Raw genomic sequence first — 2,474 nt, 5'->3', positions numbered from 1 at the left:
CTGCGTCCGCACCGCGATCCGCCAGGGGGCCAAGTCGGTGAAGTGCCTCTACCGCCGCGACCGCGACAATATGCCCGGATCGCAGCGCGAAGTCGCCAATGCCGAGGAAGAAGGCGTCGAATTCGTCTGGCTGACCGCGCCGATCGCATTCGAAGGCACCGATCATGTCACCGGCGTAAAGGTCACCAAGATGCGCCTGGGTGCCCCCGACGCCTCCGGCCGCCGCGCCCCCGAACCCGATCCCGGCAGCGAACATACGCTAGAGGCCGACCTAGTCATCAAGGCACTGGGCTATGACCCCGAAGAACTGCCCAAGCTGTTCGGCGCGGACGACCTGTCGGTCACCCGCTGGGGCACGCTGCGCGTCGATCACAAGACGATGATGACCAGCGTGGATGGCGTGTTTGCAGCCGGCGACATCGTGCGCGGCGCAAGCCTGGTAGTGTGGGCGATCCGCGATGGGCGCGATGTGACCGAGCATATGCACAAATATCTCAAGGCCAAGGCCAAGACCAGCGAAAGCGTCGCCGCCTAAGCGCCCTCATTCCACCCCAGCCCGTTCGGTTCGAGCTTGTCGAGAACGAGGCGCAGGGGTTCTCGACAAGCTCGAACCGAACGGAAGAATAGGATGGCGATCATGACTGACACTCCCTTCATGGCAAGCCCCGAAGAACGCGCGCGGATCGCCGCCGAGGGCATGTATCATCCCGACCTGGAAGGCGACGCCTGTGGCGTCGGCCTCGTCGCCGCCACCGATGGCCGTCCCAGCCGCCGCGTCGTCGCCTCCGCGATCGATGCGCTGAAGGCCGTGTGGCATCGCGGCGCGGTCGATGCCGATGGCAAGACCGGCGATGGCGCGGGCATCCATGTCGATCTGCCGGTGCGCTTCTTTGACGACGCCATTGCCGACTCCGGCCACAAGCCGCTGCCCAACCGCCTCGCCGTCGGCATGATCTTCCTGCCGCGCACCGACCTGTCCGCCCAGGAAACCTGCCGCACCATAGTCGAGAGCGAGATCATCGACGCGGGCTACACCATCTATGGCTGGCGCCAGGTGCCGGTGGACGTATCCGTCATCGGCGAGAAGGCGCAGCGCACGCGCCCCGAAATCGAGCAGATCATGATCGCCGGGCCAATGCCCGAAGAGCGCGACCAGGCCGAGTTCGAAAAGGATCTGTACCTCATCCGCCGCCGGATCGAGAAGCAGGTGATCGCGGCGCAGATCAACGACTTCTACGTCTGTTCGCTGTCGTGCCGCTCGATCATCTACAAGGGGCTGTTCCTCGCGGAATCGCTGTCGGTCTTCTATCCCGACCTGCAGGATGAGCGGTTCGAAAGCCGCGTCGCCATCTTCCATCAGCGCTATTCGACCAACACCTTCCCGCAATGGTGGCTGGCCCAACCGTTCCGCACGCTTGCCCATAATGGCGAGATCAACACGATCCGCGGCAACAAGAATTGGATGAAGAGCCACGAGATCAAGATGGCGAGCCTCGCCTTTGGCGAGCAGTCGGAGGACATCAAGCCGGTGATCCCGGCGGGCGCGTCCGATACCGCCGCGCTCGACGCCGTGTTCGAGGCGATCTGCCGTTCGGGCCGCGATGCGCCGACCGCCAAGCTGATGCTGGTGCCCGAAGCCTGGCAGAGCGAAAGCGCCGAACTGCCCAAGCCCCATGCCGACATGTATGAATATCTCGCCAGCGTCATGGAGCCGTGGGACGGCCCCGCCGCGCTGGCGATGACCGACGGTCGCTGGGTCGTGGCAGGCGTCGATCGCAACGCGCTACGCCCGCTGCGCTATACGCTGACCGGCGACAATCTGCTGATCGTGGGATCCGAAACCGGCATGGTCGTGGTTCCTGAAACGACGATCGTGCGCAAGGGCCGCATGGGTCCGGGCCAGATGATCGCGATCGACCTGCAGGAAGGCGAACTCTATGACGACGCCGCGATCAAGGACCGCATCGCCGGTGAGCGCCCCTATGGCGAGCTGATCAAGGATTTCATGGCGATCGGCGACCTGACCGACGCGCCGACCGCCCTGCCCGGCTGGGACAAGGCGGAACTGACGCGGCGGCAGGTGGCGGCCAATCTGACGCTGGAGGATCTGGAACTGATCCTCGCCCCCATGGTCGAGGATTCGAAGGAAGCCATCGGATCGATGGGCGACGATACGCCGCTGGCGGTCATTTCCGACAAGCCGCGCACGATCAGCCATTTCTTCCGCCAGAATTTCAGTCAGGTCACCAACCCGCCGATCGACCCGCTGCGCGAACGGCATGTGATGAGCCTGAAAACGCGCTTTTCCAACCTGCACAATATCCTGGAGCAGGATGCGCAGAACAGCCATGTGCTGGTGCTGGAATCGCCGGTGCTGACGAGCGCCGAATGGGCGCGGTTGAAGGCGCATTTCGGCCCGGCCGTGGCGCAGATCGACTGCACCTTCCCCGCCAGCGGCGGGCAGGAGCAGTTGC

At 64.5% G+C, this 2,474-nt stretch carries 2 protein-coding genes; both read left to right on the top strand.

All coding sequences use genetic code 11. The features are described 5' to 3' along the window. Positions 1–535, top strand: a 535-nt coding sequence (locus tag IL54_RS02685; RefSeq protein ID WP_037472976.1) for an FAD-dependent oxidoreductase, incomplete at its 5' end; no start/stop codon positions are given. A gap of 102 nt (positions 536–637) precedes the next feature. Further along, positions 638–2,474 (top strand): glutamate synthase central domain-containing protein (locus IL54_RS02680; RefSeq protein WP_037472978.1); only part of this gene is annotated, 1,837 nt, incomplete at its 3' end.

Origin of the sequence: Sphingobium sp. ba1, assembly GCF_000743655.1 — a bacterium.
Lineage (GTDB): Bacteria > Pseudomonadota > Alphaproteobacteria > Sphingomonadales > Sphingomonadaceae > Sphingobium.
Note: the sequence above shows the minus strand (reverse complement) of the source record. Positions and strands in the feature narration are given on the sequence as shown.